The organism is Coleofasciculus sp. A1-SPW-01, from assembly GCF_040217205.1.
Taxonomy (GTDB): Bacteria; Cyanobacteriota; Cyanobacteriia; order Cyanobacteriales; family Coleofasciculaceae; genus Coleofasciculus; species Coleofasciculus chthonoplastes_A.
Genome location: NZ_JAVJNP010000046.1, coordinates 1 through 19,531 on the forward strand (window position 1 = coordinate 1; position 19,531 = coordinate 19,531).

Sequence of the window (19,531 nt, forward strand, 5' to 3'; positions counted from 1 at the left end):
TTTATATGAGCGGGGGTATGGGCGAGAGGATATCGTTCAATTATTTCGATTAATCGATTGGTTTATTGCTCTACCAAAGAGAGAAGAGGAGCGATTGTGGCAAGAGATACAAACGTTAGAAGAGGAGAGAAAAATGCCTTACATTACCAGCGTTGAACGAATCGGAATCAGGAAGGGCTTGGAGCAGGGATTGGAGAAAGGCTTACAACAAGGACGACAAGAAGATATTGTCCGTATTCTTGAACTTCGGTTTGAATATATTCCGCAGGAATTGAGGGAATTAATTGGAAAAATCGAAGCTCTTGAGGTGCTAGGTACTCTTCTGGTTCAGGCGGTGACAACTCAATCCTTAGAGGCATTTGAATCTGTGGCGAATCAATTGATTACAGAGGCGGGATTGGAATTGGAGAACACAGAGCCGAGTGCGGGTGAAGAGGTGAATGAGACGTAAACAAAAAGTTAGGTTTTATTGAGCAAGAATTTGTGCGATCGCGGGTATGGGCGGGAGGATCTCGTTCAATTATTTCGATTAATCGATTTGTTTATTGCCCTACCTGAAAGTAAAAAATAACAATTGTATAAAGACATACAAACCTTACAAAAGAAGAGGAAAATGCCTTACATTAGTAGTGTTGAACGAATCGGAATCAGGAAGGGGTTACAACAAGGAAGACAAGGCTCTATTATTCGTATTCTTGAAGTTCGCTTTGAATATATTCCGCAGAAATTGAGGAAATTAATTGGGAAAATCGAGGCTCTTGATGTGCTAGAGACTCTTCTGGTTCAGGCGGTGACAACTCAATCCTTAGCGGCATTTGAATCTGTGGTAAATCAATTTGTTACTGAGGAGGGGTTGGAATTACAGAACACAGAGTAATCCCGTTTTTGCCGAGGCGACTGGAAGTCACGGCTACACAAACAAAGTCCGCCTGCGCGGACTAAATAATATCAGTATTAACTCTTTGCTGGGGCATCGCGCTCAATTATCATAATCAAATTAATTTAAATTTGTAACGACTTTTGCCACTGATTCTGCTTGTTCGGGATATAGTCGCGCTATTAATCCGCACATTTGATAGGCAGTTTCAATATTGTAAGTGCGATCGCATACAATTCTTCCCACCGTTTTTCCTCCCGTAAATGTTCTGGATAATACCGCAAGGCGTAATGACTTTGATGTTCTTGCCAATGGCTACAATAGTCAATCAAAGTCTGTAAAGCATCCTTAACATCCTCATCTTCCCTTAACATTTCAGCAAACGTTGTTGCCAGTAATGGGTGGGCAAAAGCATAAACATTGTCTGTTGTAATTCTCATCCAGCGCGTTACCTGCCAACATAAATGCATCTGCCGTAATTGGCGATCGCGCATTTTTGTCACGGCTTTAATATCCTCTTTAGTTAGTGCGCCTTTCGCTACTGCCAATAGTGCAAAAAACTGCCACCGTTCCTCTGGTAAGTCGAGTTCATCTAAGCGTTTTATCTGTTGCTGGACATACGCCTCAAAAGTTTTAGGTGTATGTGCCAACAATTCCTGCACATCCTGTCTCTGCTTTGGCGCATGATGAAGTAATTCATCAATCAGACAGTTCAGGTAAAGTGGAAAGCCTTGAATGATTTTATCGAGTTGATCAACTAAGCTTGTATCGTCTGCAAATCCTGCTAATTCACCATTACCTGCTTCTCGTAACCATTGCGCGATCGCACTCTTAGACAAACGATCAAGATGTAACGATTCGCCGTTATCCGTCCAGCCTTCCAAGTATTTTTGCTCTTGTTTTTCCTCTGCTCTCGCTGAAGCGATTACAAATACATTTTCTGGTAAAGGATTGGGAAAAGGAGGAAGAAACGTTTCTCCTGCTTCATCTAAACCATCGATTACAATAATCAAAGGCTTTTCTGTTTGTCTCCCTGATCTTATGCGGTTATAGAGTATTGTGCGTAAGTCATCTTTATTGTTAGATGATAGATTATAAGCAAAATCTTTATCAGTATCAAGTTGTTGGATTAGATTCCGATAAGCACTTTCGACAGAACGAGTTCTCTCATTGAAAAAATGGTAAGCAATATCACAATCTTTGTTCCGCCATTCTTTGACCCAGTTAGCCAGCAGTGCCGTTTTACCAAAACCTGCGGGAGCTGTTACCAGGAATAAACCGCTGGAGTTTTCTTGCAAAAATATGGCTAATTTATGGCGTTCTTCCTCACGCCCCACAAATAACTGGGTGTATTCGCTGATCGTTTGCTCAACTTTATCAACAACCTCCCATTCTGTCAGTCTTGGATGTTGAGGTGATTTGAAACGCCACTCTTGCTGTCTCATCTCCCAAATCGATTCCTGGATAGTTACTCCCTTCTGTCTCATTCAGATTTTGGAGATGGGTATAACCATAGACTGCCGAGAATAGAGGAATTAGTAACGTTTCCGCTCCCTTATTAATATCTGTTCGTGTCATCGCTGTAGCCCCCTTGACCTGAGTGACAAAGCGAGACATTAATGTATTGATTCGGTTTTGCGATCGCAACAGTTCCATAAACTCGATTGGGCAGGCGATATTCCTCTAGTTTTAACACATAGTCCTCCGACTTGATATTTAAGCCTAAGGTGAAAGCATCTTTATGAATCACAAGCGTCGCTCCAGCCAGGGAAAAATTTGAATCTGTGGTGGATCAATATGTTACGGATGAGGAATCGGGATTGGAGAACACAGAGCTGAGTTCGCGTGAAGAGGCAAATGAGACGTAAACAAAGAGTTAGGTTTTATTGAGTAATAATTTATTTGGTGGGCATTGCCCACCAGCCTTAAATCAATGACATCAAACAACAACAGTATGCTATCCATGACCAATGACTCAATATCTGAAAAATCAATGCCTGAAGCTATTGCTTATCAGTCCAACTGAAACCCATTTAACTATTCTTTTGAAATAAACAGTAAAAATCCACGACTGTAATAGTCGTGGATTTTGCAACTGAGGCTCTCTTCTAGTCCTGCCGAAGCAAGGCTTTTTGTTATCCCAAATTCCAAGGGTTAGGAGGACTTTAAAAACGTTATTTGCTGGCGCTACCCGTAATAATTTTGGGATACAATCATCTTGGGTTAACGACAGGTGGATGAGGTGTGAATGTTAGCTTACAGCTAGTGCTGTCAGAAGTAATACATTGACGAATAGAATAGCGCACGCCCCTTGAAAAGCATAGCGACGCTGTTGCTCACTATTGGGATATTCAGCATAATATACAGGGGCTTCGATCGCGTAGTTGTTCAGTTGTCCATCTTGGTTGATTGTGGTGTACATCTGAATCTTTCTCCTCTGTTTTGTTTGTTCTCTCTGTTGTCTATAACTTTAACGAATGTCTTTACAGAAAGGCAATAGATATGCTATATGATCTTGTTCTGCTTTTTATAAGATGAGCTTATCAAATAAACCTGTAGTATATGCTTAGGTAATAATACCGACTTAACTCCATCACAGACAGTTTTCCCCTAGAACTTCTCCATTGCCATTCATCAAAAGACTGAACTTTGCGTCTGTTAAGATGGATCAGCCACAGTTAGATTTACCGTTCTACAGTAAAGATGGACAACACACTGAACAGGCTTCGCCGCCTGAAACGAAATATGGGTTACCGTGTCGAAGATGCCATGAGACACTTATCCAACAACGTGAGTCCGTCAGCAATAGTTAATCAAAAGGAAATTAGAGTAGTTGGCTTAAAACGGAGTGGAAATCATGCCATTATCAACTGGATCAGAAAACAACACCACGGTGAAGTCTGGCATTTGAATAAGATTCCAGTCAAAAGAAATCCATACCGTTTCTTGTATGAACATTATCCCAAAGAAAAATTAAAGCAGGAAGCTAAAGGTAATTTCACAAAAAAAGACTGTTTAATCTATAGCTATGAAGACCATGCGCTTGAGCAAATCACTGACAATGAGTTTGAGAGAAAAAGTGAACTGTACTTGGGTGAAAGTGCAATCAAATACGACGTAATTATCTTAAGAGATCCATTCAATATGCTGGCAAGCCGATTTAAAAAGGGATATATGAAAGTAAAATGTCCTGATAGAACATTAGTTGAACTGTGGATATCATACGCTCAAGAATTATTGGGAGAAACGCAGTTTTTGAAAAATCATAAAATTGTGGTTAATTATAATCAGTGGTTTATCGATGTGGACTATCGCCAGCAATTAGCCAAGCAACTTAATATCAAATTTTCTGATGCAGGTTTTAATGAGGTAAAAGGTCAAGGTGGTGGGAGTTCTTTCGACGGACTTATATTTCGGGGGAAAGCGGCTGAAATGGATATTCTTAACCGATGGAAAGTCTTCGCTGATCAGCCACAATACCAAAAACTCATCGATAATACAGAACTTCAATACTATTCAAAACGAATCTTTGGTCATATTCCCGGAACGGAACGCTATTTTTGAGAGATTTCCTTATGGGAGCATCTTACTTGACAGGTGTTCCAAAGTTACCTGCGTCGGAAATTTATGCAAACCCTTATCTATCAAGGGTTTAAGTGGTTTTTCATCTAGTCAGGGAGTAAAGATTAACTCAAACTTTACGAATACCTTGCCAAAAGTTAACCCTTTCACCCCGATAAAGGGAGTAAGATTGATGAAGATTTCTTGGGGGTGGATTATGAATAGATTTCCTGGCTACTCGCATCAATTACAACGGCACATTCGCAATCATACCCTTCATTGGGTTTCGCCAAAATCCGGTCAAACGCACAACGGCAATAATCAACTCCCCAACTTGAACGTTTCCCCAGAAATCCCAAAATTGCTTGGGTAGGGGAGATAAGAGAAATAGGGGCGGCTTAGTTCACAGTTGGGTGGAATGATCATAGTGAAACCATCGGTTGGGGGAAATTTAGTAACATCTGGATTAAAAAGAAACGATAGTAGTAAAACTCGCCCCTAGATATCGGTCAGGGCGGGTTTTGAATAAAGGTTAAGCTGTCATGCATTTAAATTGGGTATTAGTAGCGAGCAAGATGCAAAGCCTGCGGCATGGCTTCGCTAAACGCACTACAAGGATTTCGTCATTATTGACATTAAGGTTTAAATGCCGAACAGCTTATCACCAATAGCGCTGGCTCAAAAAATCTGTAACTATTCAACCCAATGTCTGGTTAATTCCCGAATATAAGGAAGAATAATCTTCATCCGCTAACCCAGCGTTTTTCGCCTTTTCGACAACCTGGCGCACACCCGCCAAACTACTCGCTTCTAACCCTTCGGCTTTTGCCTCACTAAGGAATAAATTAATATCTTTAAGTAAATGTTTCAGAGGGAAATTGGGATCAGCAAAATTACTGTCTTGCATCCGATTTAACTTCTTATCAAACGTCGGTGCATACAGCGCACTGTCTCGCAGCAGTTCCATAAACTTGTCTACATCCACCCCCTGACGCTTTACAAATCCCAAACTAAGGGCAAATCCGGCGGTTAACGAGGCAATTAATTGATTTAAGGCTAACTTTGTGGCGGCGGCGGTTCCCACGGGACCCATTAATAGGGGTTCTCCAAAATTTTTGAGTAACTCTTGCCATTTTTGAAACTGATCTTCAGACGCCCCTACCATGACTTGCAGCTTGCCATCTTTGACTTGCGGAATACTCCCTAATACAGGCGCTTCTAGATACTCACCCCCGACGGCTACGATTTGATTTTGAATATCTTGGCTTTGTCTGGGGGAAATGGTTCCCATTTGAATCACGGTGCGTCCTTTTAATGCTTCTTGGCAACTATCAGATAGTGCCACCTGTCGAATTGCATCAGCATCCGCCAACATTAAAATAACGCAATCGACAGCCGCGATCGCATCCGCCGCCGAATCAGTCGTTTCGGCTCCTGAATCCTTTAGAGGTTCTAGCTTAGATGAGGTGCGATTGTACGCCACGACTGGTATTTCCGCATCCAGTAACCGTTGCGCCATGGGTTGTCCCATTAATCCTGTACCGAGAAATCCTACCTTAACCATGTATTTGTTTTGGGGTTGACTACATCAAAACACTCCCTTGCAATCTTGCACCCACTGCTTGACTCTGACACCTATCTGTTGAGGGATTTCTTTTTTTCTGAACATAAGACAGATCGAAGGGTAGGAGGGTAGGAGGGTAGAAGGTAAAAATCATATCGTATTGTAGGGGCGGGTTTAGCCATTTAATTGACGAATATACCGAAAACTTATCAACAAAACCCGCCCTCTTGCCGTTTAGATTTAAGACATAAGACGAATAACATAAGGCATAAAACAATTACCCTTTCCACCAACGCTCCTCTTGCACAAGTGTATGCATTTGCCAATTCGGATCAGGTTGAGGATAATCTAAGCGGTAATGTCCGCCACGACTTTCTGTCCGAAACAAAGCGCTTTTCAAAATTAAGTAAGCTATATCTAATAAGTTAGAGGTTTCTCCCCAAGTTCGCACCAGGTAATCAGCATTTGGAACATCAAGTTGAACTGTCTTCTGTGGCGTTAAATTCCGTAACTGTTGGCTTAAAGGCAACGCAGCCAATTCGGACTGCCAGACTTCCACCTGCGCGATCGCACGTTCTAACTTTTGTGCAGATCGACAAATCCCAGCACTTTGCCAGACTAAACGTTTTAACTCATCTTGTATCGCCAGCATTTTATCTGTTTTCGTAGCTTCATCGGATAAGGTTAAGGGAGAAATAGAAGCTGAGTCCTGATTCAAGACCGATTGATCGGGTGTTAATTCTCCCAACTGAGCGCCAAATACAATACATTCCAATAGCGAATTACTGGCTAGGCGATTCGCACCATGAACACCCGTACTCGCCGTTTCACCCACGGCATATAAATTAGGAATAGAGGTAGAGGTCATTAAATCTGTAGCAATTCCCCCCATCCAATAATGGGCGGCGGGGGTGACAGGAATCATATCCCGAAATACATCAACCCCCCATTGCTGACAAACTTGGATAATATTCGGAAATCGGTGGCGAATGCGATCATCGGGAATGGGGCGCAAATCTAAATAGACATGACTGGTGGCTGGATCAGGTTTAGTTTTCTGTAAATGACTAAAAATCGCTCGACTCACCACATCTCTAGGCGCAAGTTCGCCATCAGGATGATACTCAAAGGCAAAACGGTGTCCCTGATCATCCACCAGATGCGCCCCTTCTCCCCGCACCGCTTCGCTGATCAGAAAATGAGGCGCTCCCGGTTTGGTTAAAGCCGTGGGATGAAATTGGACAAATTCCAAGTCTCTGAGAATCGCACCCGCCCGCCATGCGATCGCGACTCCATCTCCGGTACTGACATCGGGATTCGTTGTCTGGGCAAAAACTTGACCGCCGCCTCCTGTAGCCAGGACAACCGCACCCGCCCGTATCCAACTGATTTGACCCTGATACATGAGTTGGACACCTTGACAATCACCCGTGTCAGGATTCAGCCAGACAGATAAAGCAAATGCCTGCTGAAGCACCGTAATATGAGCTTGGCGCAAGACTAAGGCAGTAAGCGTACTCACTACCGCCCGCCCTGTGGTATCCGCCGCATGGAGAACCCGGGGACGAGAATGAGCCGCCTCTAAGGTTAACGCTAACTGCTCCCCCCGTCGATCAAACGTCACCCCCATCTCCACTAACGAGCGAATGCGATCCGGTGCTTGTTGAGCCAGAAACTCCACAGCATCAGCGTCACAAAGCCCCGCCCCTGCCCGAAGTGTATCCTCAACATGCAACACTGGGGAATCTCCGGGGGCAATAGCCGCCGCAATACCGCCCTGCGCCCAGTCACTGGCACCGATGGATAGAGTATCTTTGGTTATCAGTGCAACATTTAAGCGATCGGGTAGACATAGGGCGGCATAAAGTCCAGCCGCGCCAGCACCTACAACGATGACATCAAACTGGGTTGGCTGATGGAGTGGCGATTGAGAATTGTCAGGAACAGAAATCATCAGGAAAATGGGTTTGAAACCCCGTCCTTTTAGGACGGCTTTACATTGAATTGAATCCCCTCGCGGGGTGGAGGGGTATGGTTGCCCCTCCGTTGGGGTATGGTTGCCCCGACTCTTTCGAGTAAAGTTAGCTTCGCCAATGTTTCAAGAGCTTGTTAGGCTGAAAGCACTGTCCCAGTGACCTTAGAACTGTTTAACCTTCAGCGACAGAGCAAGGAACTAGCTTCGCATTCCAGGGTGTCGTGACTCAAAAAACGTAGTCAGTTAAGACTTAGGCTGGTCAGAATGGCTTGTCAGATTGCTCTTTCAAGCCTCATGGCTTTAGGCTGAGGTTCCTGACAGTTAGTCCAAATATAGTCAAATATTTGAGGAGACATGGGAATCTTCACCTCCCCAAGGGCAATGTAGAGACTAAAATGCAACGTCTCTACACAGGTTTTCATCCCTCTACCCTCTGTCATCTGCCTTGATCCTTGTGTAAAAAATAACCCACCCCCCAACAGGAGTGGGTTGAACTAGGAATTTCCTGGATTATCCGAGTTTAGTAGACGCCGGGATTGTAGCGGTCGTCACCTTCGTTGTAAACGTCCGCTGTATCGGTCACAGTGAATGCATCCAGATTGTCTTTTAGCACCTGCTTTTGCCGATCAGTCAATCCGGGAATATCCAGCACTTCCTCTACATCGTCGTAGGGAGCATTCTGGATGATCAATGATGCTAATGTCGGGAACATGCCCCGATACTTGCGAAACGCTCGGATATGAGTATTGTTCAAATCCAGCTTTTGACCATACTCTGTTTCCAGCTTGGCATCGGCTGGATTCCGTAGAGTCGTCTCAGCCAGTAACATCGGTGACCCATTCGGGAGCGCGTTACTCAAAGACACGCCCGGAGTCCAGGACATTGGTGCTGCGATCGCGCTTTGGGAGAAACCCAACCATCCTAAGCAGCCCACTAACAGTCCCCATACCACTAACACACGAACCAATCGTTTCATTAACTCTCCTCCTTACTCAAACACATTGAAGACCAAGAGAGAACTGCCGTTCTACAACACTTGGACAAAGCTAGACAATATTGGATCTTCTTAGACATCATCCGGATTGCTTCCTGTTTCACTCTGGCGGTGTCGGCACTCAACCAGTCCACAGGCTTAACATCGGACGGAACTCGCCCTACTTAAAATCTGTATTTGTTTTCTATCCTCTCATCTTAAAAAACCTGCTGGAGACCCTCGCTTTTAGCGACGGGAGGAAAGCAGGGCAGGATGTACTACTTTCCTTGGACAAAATTGGTGGGGGAGTATGGTTGCTCCCCCCTTGGGGTATGGTTGCCCCAACTCCCTTTCGGGGTAAAGTTTGCCTCGCCAATGTTAACGGTCGGTACTTTCCAAGCAGCACGCTTCTTAACCCTTTAGACCTGTTTAACCACTCGGTTCTAGAGCTTGGAACTGGCACGCATCCCAAGGTAGGATTTTTAACACTTGCCGTTAACGTAGTGCGCGTAGCACTTAGGCTGGTCAACTTGGGCTATAAGGAGCCCTCGCTTTTAGCGACGGGTCGTTGACCTTATCTATCCCTACCTCAAGAGTTTAGGCGCTTATCCGCCCAAAATCATGAAAAATGCTAAATAGTTCTAAAAGTCTACCGGAAAACCGGGGTTTTGTGGGAAGATTAAAAATTGTCTCTGTTGACGAAAGAATCAGGAAATTAGCTATGGCTCTGCGATTAGGCGACACTGTTCCCAACTTCACGCAATCCTCTAGTGAAGGCGAAATCAACTTCTATGACTGGGCAGGGGATAGCTGGGTCGTGTTATTCTCCCACCCAGCTGACTATACACCCGTTTGCACCACAGAGTTAGGCGAGGTTGCCAAGCTCAAACCCGAATTCGATAAGCGCAATGCTAAAGTCATCGCCTTGAGTGTTGACGATGCGGAGTCTCATCAGGGTTGGATTCAAGACATCAACGAAACCCAGAATACGACCGTCAACTACCCGGTTTTGGCAGATGCGGATAAAAAGGTGTCGGATCTGTATGACATGATTCATCCCAATGCCAATGCTAGTGTGACGGTACGCACCGTCTTTGTCATTGACCCCCAGAAAAAACTGCGCCTGACCATCACCTATCCTCCTAGCACCGGTCGCAACTTTGATGAAATCTTGCGGGTGATTGACTCCCTACAGCTTACGGATCACCATCAAGTCGCCACTCCCGTGAATTGGAAAGAAGGAGATGACTGTGTAATTGTCCCCTCTCTGAAAGACCCAGAAGTCTTAAAAGAAAAATTCCCCAAAGGTTACACCGAAGTCAAGCCTTACCTGCGGATGACCCCTCAACCCAACAAGTAAGGGTTAAGGTAATGGCGTGGCGCAGCCCTCACTCCATAGTTAAAAAGTAGGGGAAGTAGGGGGAGCGGGGGGAGCAGGGGAAGCAGGGGGAGCAGGGGAAGCAGGGGGAGCGGTGTAGAGACGTAGCAGGCTACGTCTGGAAGCAGGGGGAGTTCCTCCTGTAGGGGCGGGTTTTACCGATAAAGTTTTGGCACAAACTCATAACTTGACTAAACCCGCCCTTCTCAGGGAACAGGGGAGGTACAGAAAAAGGACAATAAAGCAGCAACCTTGTAAAGCAAATGGATATTAAAGAAGGCTTTGTCGGCACAGTAGGGAATACCCCTCTAATTCGATTAAATAGCTTCAGCGAAGAGACAGGCTGTGAAATCCTGGGAAAAGCTGAGTTTCTTAATCCTGGCGGTTCTGTCAAAGACCGCGCCGCCCTCTATATTATTCAAGATGCTGAAGACAAAGGGTTACTCAAGCCTGGTGGTACAGTTGTTGAGGGAACGGCTGGTAATACGGGTATTGGTTTAGCGCATATTTGCAACGCGAAGGGATATAAGTGCCTAATTATCATTCCCGAAACTCAATCCCAAGAGAAAATGGATGCATTAAGAACGCTAGGTGCCGAAGTGCGTCCGGTTCCGGCTGTACCGTATAAAAACCCAAATAATTACGTTAAGCTATCGGGACGAACTGCCGAAGAGATGGAGAATGCAATTTGGGCAAATCAGTTTGATAATTTAGCGAATCGACAGGCACATTACGAAACCACGGGACCCGAAATTTGGGGACAAACCGATGGTAAAGTGGATGCTTGGGTGGCGGCTACAGGGACAGGGGGAACATTTGCTGGGGTTTCCATGTTCCTGAAAGAAAAAAATCCCCAGATTAAATCCATTGTGGCTGACCCGATGGGGAGTGGGTTGTACAGTTACGTGAAGACGGGCGAAATTAACACAGAGGGAACTTCTATTACTGAAGGGATTGGTAACAGCCGAATTACTGCTAATATGCAAGGCGTTCCCATTGATGATGCGATTCAAATTGATGACAAAGAAGCGGTGCGGGTGATTTACCAACTGCTGGAAAAAGATGGTTTATTCATGGGCGGTTCTGTAGGAATTAATGTCGGTGCAGCCGTCGCCTTAGCCAAAGAAATGGGACCTGGACATACAATTGTGACGGTGCTTTGTGATAGCGGTTCGCGTTATCAATCGCGGCTTTATAATCGGGAGTGGTTGGCGCAAAAGGGGCTGTTACCTGAACGTTAGTGGCATCATCATCACATCTGTAGACGCGCCATGGCGCGTCTCTACAATACATATTTATTTGAATTTGTCAACCTCTAGACAGGAGTTGATCTGTAAGCAATCATTTTGTCCCTTGGGTGAAGCGTTGCACTGTCAATTGGATGGCTAAAGCCACCAAGCCAACAGCCACGAGACTAAAGACAGCCGTGGCGAGAGTACTGATTCCCACAACTAAAGTACGAACCGCGATCGCAATATTAATCGCCGTCACATTCCCAGAGGGTAGAGGCTTATTCGCTAAGGATTGTGCAATAGCGGTTGTCAGCCAGTATCCCGCGATCGCCAGAGAACCGGATATCAAGGCTGAAGCCAAGCAGTTTAAGGGAGTCGGCGGCGTTTGTTCGGTAGTCGTGGGTTGGTTATCGGGATTAGTGGTCATGAATCTGATGTCTATGGTTTCATCCTTTACTTATTATGAGTGATTTGGCGGACACCCTATTACCGTGTAGAGACGTAGCATGCTACGTCTCTACATCACCGTTAACTGTAGTTACATCAAGCGATGCCTTAACCGTTGCGTTCTGAGGCTGAGTCAAATTCAACTTTGTCATAAATATCTGCGGCTCTTCCGTACCTGTTACGCTAAATTGCCTCAGACGATACCCAAACTATAGAACTTGTTGGGCTGGTGCATAGTGGTACAATAGTCCAGTATAGACAAAGCACAACTCTAAGAGTCATGTCTAAATCACCATCTAACATTCCAGCTTCTTCTGTTCAAAGAGAACTTTCTATTAGAAGTGAAAGCATTCAAAGAATTTATAATTTTTATATAAACAATCTTTTCTATGTAAACAGAAGATACCAAAGAAAGCTGGTTTGGACTATAGAGGAAAAAAGGGCATTTATAGATTCAATACTACAAGGTTTTCCAGTGCCAATAATTTTGTTAGCTGGAGCTGAGCGAGAAAAAGCGCCTGTATTTGAAATTATAGATGGAATGCAAAGATTGAATGCGATTACATCTTTTATTGAAGGCGAGTTTGAAGTTAAGGAAAAATACTTCGATCTACAAACGATGGTGGAATCAAAATCCCGCCTAGATAAAGGGTTTTTAAAACAAAAGAAGCCTATTCTTGGAAGAAATTCATGCGAGATAATAGCAAGTTACACACTACCTATATCAGTTTACTCATTTGATGACAATGAAAAAGTTGATGAAGTTTTTAGGCGAATTAACTCAAATGGCAAACATTTATCTAGACAAGAGTTAAGAGCTGCTGGAGCAACGGCTGATTTTCCTGACTTAGTAAGGAGAATATCGAGTGAAATCAGAACTGATACATCTGATTCAGATATTCTTCTTCTGAATAATATGAAAATTATAAGTATTACTAATCGTGAAATAGAATATGGAATAAAAGTAGATGACATTTTTTGGGTAAAAAATAATGTTCTCAGGAAAGAAATGATTAGGGAATCAAAAGATGAAGAGATTGTGGCTGATATTGTTGCATACATTGCATTAGGCGAAACCCCAAAAAGTAGCTCCGAAGTTTTGGATGAATACTATGGATTAAGCAAAGGTTCTAAGAGAGAGGAAATAGAGACTGCACTTCGGATAGAAAATCCAGCTATTATTAGAGAAAAGTTTGTTAAAGTGTATAATGAAGTTCGCATAGTATTAGACGAATCAGGTCAAAAATTCAGTGAATTAATATCCGAACAAAAGCTTCAATCAGTACCTCGATACTTTCAAGTTGTATTTCTAAGCTTTTATGAATTGATGTTTGTTGAGAAAATGGAGATTGCTGACTATAGAGGACTCATAGATTGTTTGACGAATATTGGTCAGAATATACAAATTACTAGAGGCGGTAATTGGAGTTCAGCAAACAAAACTACTAATATAAGAGCTGTCAAAGGTATTATTCGAGATTGCTTTAAACCAAGAGAGCGGATAGATCCAGCTATTGATAATTGGTTAACGGAGTTTGAAACATTATTGGTTCAATCTAAGACTGAGCAGACGTTGTATGATTTCAAACAGGGTTTCACAAAGCTAGATGGAAGAGGAGAGTTTGATCAAGAGAATTTTGATAAAATAATAAAAACTCTCACAGCTATGGCAAATTATTCACCTAATGCTACTGGTCATGTTTGTGTTGGCGTAGCAGATAACGATAATGATGCGAAGAGAGTGAAAAGTATATACGGTATCCAATGGAGAGAGTATAAAGGCTTTAAAATAGTAGGAATAGAACATGAAGCCGCTAGACTCCAAGGCAGTGTTGATAAATTCTTCCGATGGTTAGTGCAAAAAGTCCAATCCCAGCCCATTGAAAAGCATGTAAAAGACAATATTGGCAGAAATATTAAGCTGGTTAATTATGATGGAAAAGATGTAGTATTGTTTAGCCTGAAGGCAGGCAAAGATCCTACGGCATACAACGAAAAGTACTACCAGCGTATTGGTGCAAATGTTGAAGAGATTGAATTTCCACAATATAAATATCTTTTTAATCGCTTTGCTCAGACTTAAAAGATACCACGGCTACTTCCCAATTTTTGATGAGTCAGTATGGTATGGTTGACTTCATCTCCGTTGACTTCATCTCCTCTGAGGTCGGGAAATTTTGGCGGACTGGTGTATCAATTGTTTAGTCTTTCCCGTGAATAATTATTAGAACGGTTTGGATAGTCGTTGAGAAGTCTGAGTCGGGAAAGTAGTCAAGAAGTGGGACAAAGTTAGGCGAAAATAGACCCTAATCCCAAATCTAACCTCTAAAATCGAATGACGCGAAAGCCTCACGATCAATTTGCCAAACAATACCTAGAGGAATTATTAGCACCTCTGGGAAGCGTGGAAACCAGTCGCGAAATATCCCCCGAAATCCGCCAAGTCGATGTTTGGTTTGTGCCAACGCCATCGCCATCGACAGCACCGGAAAACTTAGGTTTACTGGGTCGCATGGCAGCAACGGCTTGTCTGTTGGAACCTTTCCGCAATGCACCGAGTCCATCAGAGGTACTCGACTGTCAGAGTAAGTTGAATTCAGTCCGTAGCGAAATGCGGCGTAAAGCCAGACGAGAAGGAACTTCTTTTCGAGAAGCGGATTGGCCCAATTTATGGATTCTCTCGCCCTCTTGTTCGACAAGGTTGTTGAACGGATTTGGTGCAAGACTAAATGAGTCAGAAAACTGGGGGGAAGGAGTGTATTTTCTGCCGGAGTTCCAAAAGAGTGCATTGATCGCGATTAACCAACTCCCAGTTACTGAAGATACACTTTGGTTAAGGGTTCTGGGAAAAAGGGGAACTCAGAGGCGGGCGATCGATGAGTTGGTCGCCTTACCACAACAGAACCCATTTCGGCAGACTATTCTGGAGATTCTGGCGAACTGGCGTATCACTGTCAACGATAGCGAAAATTTAAGTGAACAGGACAGGGAGTTGCTTATGAACTTATCACCAGCTTATTTGAAATGGCAGGAAGAAACCTTACAACAAGGTCGGTTTGAAGGTATACAAGTAGGTCGGCTTGAAGGTATACAAGAAGGCATACAGGAAGGCAGGCTTGAAGGACAACGGCAGATGGCGGAAAACTTTCTCAGAGTGCGATTTGGCAAACTGGATCAGGAATTATCGGGTGCGATCGCGCCAATGTTACAGTTACCCCCTCCAGAGTTGACTCGTCTGTTGTTTAACCTTTCTCGTGAGGAACTGTTGGTTTGGTTTGGAAATGCGCCTTGGCAAGAAGATACCTTATCCGAAGGAAGGCGAGAAATAGTAGAAAACTTCCTCCGAGTGCGATTTGGCGAACTGGATCAGGAATTATCGAGTGCGATCGCGCCGATGTTACAGCTACCTCCTCAGGAGTTAACTTCCCTGTTGACTACCCTTTCGGGTGAGCAATTGTTAGAACGGTTTGGAGAGTCCTCTGGCTAATGAATGTTAGACGACACCGGAAACGTTCTAGCCACCTAATCCCAGACGCCTTTGGCAATAAGATAATTAGTGTAGTCGTAAAAAACAACTCTGGCGATGAGATCTGTTATCCGCCCAGTAGAGGTAACTGATGAACCTTTTTTGTGGGACATGCTATATCTGGCACTCTATGTTCCACCCGACGCTACACCTTTACCACGAGAGGTGATTTATCAGCCGGAATTGGCTAAGTATGTTAAAGATTGGGGACAACCGGATGATATCGGTTTTATCGCCATGCTTAAGGACAGTCAAATGCCTGTGGGTGCGGCGTGGTTACGACTATTTAAGAGTAGCAATAAAGGATTTGGATATGTCAACGATGAAACACCAGAACTAACCATCGCTGTTTTGCCGGACTATCGCGGTCATGGTATTGGCTCTCAACTCCTTACCCAGTTAGTTGAAACAGCGCAACCGTGCTACTCTGCCGTTTCTCTAAGTGTATCCCCCGATAATCCCGCCTTGCGATTGTATCGCCGCTTTGGGTTTGAAGTTATTGGTCAAGGGGGAAATTCGTTGACCCTGACTAAAACTTTTATTTCCCCTACAAATCATATTTACTAGACTATTTTAGTGAAAATAAAAATGGTTTTATGCCCATTCTGTTCTTAAAATTCCATCCGCCATTTTATGTTGATTGATGTCCATCTTAAAATGAATTAAAGACGCCTGATGAGGACGGACACCTAACGTTATTCTGGGAAATATTCAGTATCTAAGGTTACATTTTTGACATTTGGGAGTCAGGGCAAGACGCCTAAAAAATAGTAAATTAGCTTTATTTCCACCGCGCTGTACTCCTTTGGCTGCGCTACGCTAATTAAAGTTATTTCGATTCCCCGGTTCTGATCAGCAGACGACAAGGATCGATAATTGAGACCGATAGCCGGAGTGCGATCGCCTTCTCATTGAGGACATCTCTCAAACGTCAGTAACGAGGTCACCGTGCAGCTAAAACAAGTGATTATCGCCCACAAAGCCAGAGACTCCCAAGGTCAAGCTTGGGCGGAAAAATGCGCTCGGCAATTGGAACAACGCGGTTGTCATGTCCTGATTGGACCAAGTAGTGCCAAGGATAATCCCTATCCTGTGTTTTTGGCATCCGTGATGCAAAACATCGATCTGGCGGTGGTGCTGGGAGGAGATGGCGCAGCCTTAGCCGCCGCACGACACCTCGCCCCCGCAGGTATCCCGATTTTGGCGATTAATATTGGCGGACATCTGGGATTTCTGACCGAACCCTTTGAAGCGTTCAAAGACACCGAACGGATATGGGATCGGATTATCGAAGATCGCTATGCTGTGCAGCGACGCATGATGATCGAAGCCTTTTTGTTTGAAGGGGATTCCCGCCAGGATAGCTTTGCCACACGTACTAATCTCGAACCGATCAGCGATCGCTATTTGGCGCTGAATGAAATGTGCATCAAACCCGCTTCAGCCGATCGCATGATTACCTCGATTCTGGAAATGGAAATTGACGGGGAAGTGGTTGATCAGTATCAAGGGGATGGATTGATTGTCTCCACACCAACCGGTTCCACCTGCTATACCTTATCTGCCAATGGTCCAATTCTCCATGATGGCATGGAAGCGATCGGGGTGACACCGATTTGTCCCTTAAGTCTATCCAGTCGTCCCTTAGTCTTACCTGCGGGTTCTGTTGTCAGCATTTGGCCCCTCGGCGATTATGAACTCAACACCAAGCTGTGGATGGATGGGGTGATGGCAACCCCAATTTGGCCCGGACAACGGGTGGATGTGCGTAAGGCAGATTGCTATGCTAAGTTTATTGTTCTCCGCGAAAATAGTTCCTACTACAAAACCTTACGGGAAAAACTCCAGTGGGCGGGGGCGAGATTTCATTACAGTAATAATCACCGACATTGATTGATGGAGGTTGGCTGAATAAGGATTGTGGTGAGGGGAGGGAATAGGGAACAGGGAACGGGTTTCATGACTTTAACCCCTAAATTATACTGTTTCAGTTGGATGTAGGGGCGGGTTTTACTACTATCGTTTCCTCTTCACCCAAATGTGACTAAACATTCCTACGGTTCTCTCTTGCATTGCCGGAATTGACTAAAGTAAGAATAATAAAACCCTAACCATACATATCAGTTCTGGGGTTAATTGTCTACCCAAAAGCGAGCATTGCATAATGATGATTTCACAAGCCGAGTATCGCCAACGCCGCGAACAGTTGATGAGTCAGATTGGTCAGGGGACGGCTATCTTCCGCAGCGCCCCGGTTGCGGTGATGCATAATGATGTGGAATATAATTTTCGTCAGGATAGTGATTTCTTTTATCTGACGGGGTTTAATGAAGCTGAAGCCGTGGCGGTGTTAGCGCCGCACCATGCTGAACATCGCTTTGTTCTGTTTGTCCAACCCAAAGATCCAGAGAAGGAAGTTTGGACAGGGTATCGGACGGGGGTTGAGGGGGCGAAAGAACGCTATGGCGCGGATGAGGCGTATCCGATTACGGAACTAGAGGAGAAGTTACCCCAGTATTTAGAGAAGGCAGATCGGATTTATTATCAGTTAGGGCGCGATCGCCATTTTAATCAAACCGTTCTCACCCATTGGCAAAGGTTGATGCGGACGTACCCTAAGCGGGGAACGGGTCCGATGGCGATTGAGTCCACGAATCCGCTGCTCCAGAAGATGCGCTTGGTGAAGAGTCCAACCGAGTTGGAGATGATGCGTCAAGCTGTGGCGATTTCCGTAGACGCCCATAATCACGCCCGCAAATTTGCCCAACCGGGATGTTATGAGTACCAAATTCAGGCGGAAATCGAATATATGTTTCGTCAACGGGGGGCGTTGGGTCCAGCCTATCCGTCGATTGTGGCGTCGGGGGTGAATAGTTGTATTCTGCATTATGTGGAAAATACCCGCCAGATGGAAACTGGGGATTTGTTGTTGATTGATGCGGGCTGTGCTTATCAGTATTACAATGCCGATATTACCCGCACGTTTCCGATTGGGGGTAAATTTAGCGGAGATCAACGGATTATTTATGAGTTGGTATTGAAGGCGCAGCAAGACGCGATCGCACAGGTGCAACCGGGAAAACCCTATAATCTATTTCACGATACCGCCGTGCGCGTATTGGTGGAAGGATTAATGGATTTGGGATTACTGGCGGGAGATATCGAGGAAATTATTAAGGAGGAGAAATATAAGCCCTTCTATATGCATCGGACTGGACATTGGTTAGGATTAGATGTTCATGATTCTGGGGTATATAAGAATGGGGAAGAATCCTGGCAAACCTTTGAACCGGGTCAAGTGGTGACGGTGGAACCGGGATTGTATATTGGCTTAGATATTAAACCAGTAGAAGGTCAACCTGAGATTCCTGAACGTTGGCGCGGGATTGGTGTCAGAATTGAGGATGATGTTTTGGTTACCGAGTCGGGGAATGAGGTGTTAACGGCTGGGGTGCCCAAATTGGTAGAGGAGATGGAAAGCTAGAAGGGTAATAATTTGACCAAAATCCGGAGTGTAGGGGCGGGTGTAGGGACTTTGATCGCGGTGTAACCGATAACTTTTGTGGCAAAACCCGCCCTTTTCTAAAATCAAAGCAATTAATTCCAAAGTAGCCCTGAACTAAAGTAGCCCTGAACTAAAGTTCGGGCTAAAAGCTTAAACCCGTTAAAACGGGTTCAAAGACTTATAGCAACCGCCATAGCGGTTAGGACACATCATTTAAGTAGAGACGCGCCATGGCGCGTCTCTACTTTAGGTTTATGGAATACAGAAAGCATGAGTTGAGCGCGAGCTTCGTTTTTTGCCCTCCGCTCAGGTGTCATTCGCTTTCGTAACTCGCTAAAGGGCTTGGTTTTCATAAGCTGTTCGGCATTTAAACCTTAATATCAATAATGGCGCAATCCTTGCCGTAGTGCGTTAAGCGAAGCCATGCCGCAGGCTTTGCATCTTGCTCGCTACATCAAGCATCTTGCTCGCTACTAATACCCAATTTAAATGC

18 protein-coding genes and 1 pseudogene are annotated in these 19,531 nt (G+C 44.5%); 10 read left to right on the forward strand and 9 right to left on the reverse strand.

Annotated features, from left to right (window positions below; all coding sequences use genetic code 11):
- Positions 1–451: pseudogene (locus RH949_RS08160) on the forward strand (transposase); the annotation flags it as partial.
- A 162-nt stretch (positions 452–613) separates the two neighbouring features.
- On the forward strand, positions 614–877 hold the full coding sequence (locus tag RH949_RS08165; protein ID WP_446352500.1) for a hypothetical protein: 264 nt from the start codon (positions 614–616) through the stop codon (positions 875–877).
- A 182-nt stretch (positions 878–1,059) separates the two neighbouring features.
- On the opposite strand, the gene RH949_RS08170 is transcribed toward RH949_RS08165, so the two are convergent.
- The 4 genes from RH949_RS08170 to psb34 form a co-directional block, all read right to left on the reverse strand.
- Entirely contained in the window at positions 1,060–2,364 is a 1,305-nt protein-coding gene (locus RH949_RS08170; protein WP_446352501.1) for an AAA family ATPase, read from the reverse strand.
- Positions 2,255–2,494, reverse strand: a complete 240-nt coding sequence (locus tag RH949_RS08175; RefSeq protein ID WP_446352514.1) for an SMEK domain-containing protein — start codon at positions 2,492–2,494, stop codon at positions 2,255–2,257. Before RH949_RS08175 ends, RH949_RS08170 begins: the two co-directional genes overlap by 110 nt.
- Complete coding sequence (locus RH949_RS08180; protein WP_446352516.1) at positions 2,436–2,627, reverse strand: hypothetical protein; 192 nt, start codon at positions 2,625–2,627, stop codon at positions 2,436–2,438. Before RH949_RS08180 ends, RH949_RS08175 begins: the two co-directional genes overlap by 59 nt.
- 501 nt (positions 2,628–3,128) lie before the next feature.
- Complete coding sequence (gene psb34 / locus RH949_RS08185) at positions 3,129–3,299, reverse strand: photosystem II assembly protein Psb34 (protein WP_446352502.1); 171 nt, start codon at positions 3,297–3,299, stop codon at positions 3,129–3,131.
- 281 nt (positions 3,300–3,580) lie between these two features.
- Here psb34 and RH949_RS08190 point away from each other — a divergent pair, with 281 nt between their 5' ends.
- Positions 3,581–4,441 (forward strand): hypothetical protein, encoded by an 861-nt coding sequence (locus RH949_RS08190; protein WP_446352503.1) that lies wholly within the window; start codon positions 3,581–3,583, stop codon positions 4,439–4,441.
- A 694-nt stretch (positions 4,442–5,135) separates the two neighbouring features.
- Here the strand turns inward: RH949_RS08190 and RH949_RS08195 are convergent.
- From RH949_RS08195 to psbU, 3 genes are all read right to left on the reverse strand, one after another.
- Complete coding sequence (locus RH949_RS08195) at positions 5,136–6,002, reverse strand: NAD(P)-dependent oxidoreductase (protein ID WP_446352504.1); 867 nt, start codon at positions 6,000–6,002, stop codon at positions 5,136–5,138.
- Between the two features lie 277 nt (positions 6,003–6,279).
- Entirely contained in the window at positions 6,280–7,956 is a 1,677-nt protein-coding gene (gene nadB / locus RH949_RS08200) for an L-aspartate oxidase (RefSeq protein WP_446352505.1), read from the reverse strand.
- Positions 7,957–8,497: 541 nt separating this feature from the next.
- Positions 8,498–8,953, reverse strand: a complete 456-nt coding sequence (gene psbU, locus RH949_RS08205) for a photosystem II complex extrinsic protein PsbU (RefSeq protein ID WP_446352506.1) — start codon at positions 8,951–8,953, stop codon at positions 8,498–8,500.
- 718 nt (positions 8,954–9,671) lie between these two features.
- Between psbU and RH949_RS08210 the strand changes: the two genes are divergently transcribed.
- A complete protein-coding gene (locus RH949_RS08210; RefSeq protein WP_446352507.1) occupies positions 9,672–10,310 on the forward strand; it encodes a peroxiredoxin in 639 nt (212 codons plus the stop codon).
- A gap of 281 nt (positions 10,311–10,591) precedes the next feature.
- A complete protein-coding gene (locus RH949_RS08215; protein ID WP_446352508.1) occupies positions 10,592–11,569 on the forward strand; it encodes a cysteine synthase A in 978 nt (325 codons plus the stop codon).
- Positions 11,570–11,669: 100 nt separating this feature from the next.
- On the opposite strand, the gene RH949_RS08220 is transcribed toward RH949_RS08215, so the two are convergent.
- Positions 11,670–11,987 carry a DUF3082 domain-containing protein gene (locus tag RH949_RS08220; protein ID WP_446352509.1) on the reverse strand — a complete coding sequence of 106 codons (318 nt, stop codon included), beginning with the start codon at positions 11,985–11,987 and terminating at the stop codon, positions 11,670–11,672.
- Between the two features lie 300 nt (positions 11,988–12,287).
- Between RH949_RS08220 and RH949_RS08225 the strand changes: the two genes are divergently transcribed.
- The 5 genes from RH949_RS08225 (at position 12,288) to RH949_RS08245 (ending at position 19,017) form a co-directional block, all read left to right on the forward strand.
- The gene (locus tag RH949_RS08225; protein WP_446352510.1) at positions 12,288–14,090 is read left to right on the forward strand and encodes a GmrSD restriction endonuclease domain-containing protein; all 1,803 of its coding nucleotides are present in this window, start codon (positions 12,288–12,290) and stop codon (positions 14,088–14,090) included.
- Between the two features lie 252 nt (positions 14,091–14,342).
- On the forward strand, positions 14,343–15,494 hold the full coding sequence (locus RH949_RS08230; RefSeq protein WP_446352511.1) for a hypothetical protein: 1,152 nt from the start codon (positions 14,343–14,345) through the stop codon (positions 15,492–15,494).
- A gap of 96 nt (positions 15,495–15,590) precedes the next feature.
- Positions 15,591–16,100, forward strand: coding sequence for an N-acetyltransferase family protein (locus RH949_RS08235; RefSeq protein WP_446352512.1), 510 nt, complete (start codon positions 15,591–15,593; stop codon positions 16,098–16,100).
- 381 nt (positions 16,101–16,481) lie between these two features.
- Positions 16,482–17,426 (forward strand): NAD(+) kinase, encoded by a 945-nt coding sequence (locus RH949_RS08240; protein WP_006104073.1) that lies wholly within the window; start codon positions 16,482–16,484, stop codon positions 17,424–17,426.
- A gap of 274 nt (positions 17,427–17,700) precedes the next feature.
- On the forward strand, positions 17,701–19,017 hold the full coding sequence (locus RH949_RS08245) for an aminopeptidase P N-terminal domain-containing protein (RefSeq protein WP_446352515.1): 1,317 nt from the start codon (positions 17,701–17,703) through the stop codon (positions 19,015–19,017).
- A 230-nt stretch (positions 19,018–19,247) separates the two neighbouring features.
- Here the strand turns inward: RH949_RS08245 and RH949_RS08250 are convergent, their stop codons facing one another.
- Complete coding sequence (locus RH949_RS08250; RefSeq protein ID WP_446352513.1) at positions 19,248–19,391, reverse strand: hypothetical protein; 144 nt, start codon at positions 19,389–19,391, stop codon at positions 19,248–19,250.
- Between the last annotated feature and the right edge of the window lie 140 nt (positions 19,392–19,531).